Origin of the sequence: Streptomyces sp. NRRL F-5123, assembly GCF_000721495.1 — a bacterium.
Classification (GTDB): Bacteria; Actinomycetota; Actinomycetes; order Streptomycetales; family Streptomycetaceae; genus Actinacidiphila.
Genome location: NZ_JOHY01000231.1, coordinates 1 through 225, shown reverse-complemented (window position 1 = coordinate 225; position 225 = coordinate 1). Strand labels below are relative to the sequence as shown.

Below are 225 nucleotides of genomic sequence, written 5' to 3'. Positions count from 1 at the left end.
AATTTCTTCGACCCCGAGCTGATGGGCGCCCTGCCTGATGGGTGCGTGTCAGGGACCTCGGTCGAGGACTGGCAATTGGTGTTCGATCTGGTCCGGTCGCGCGGCTGGGCATGGGAATACTCGACAGACGGCGTCGTTGGTCCGCTGCCCTCCGCGGCAGAGACGCTGACGCATCATGCCGACGCGGTGCTTGCCGAGTTGCATGTCTGGCCGGTACCGGGCGTG

General features: G+C 65.3%; 1 pseudogene. It reads left to right on the top strand.

Annotated elements, in window-relative coordinates:
* Positions 1–225, top strand: a pseudogene (locus IH54_RS0139075) (hypothetical protein); the annotation flags it as partial.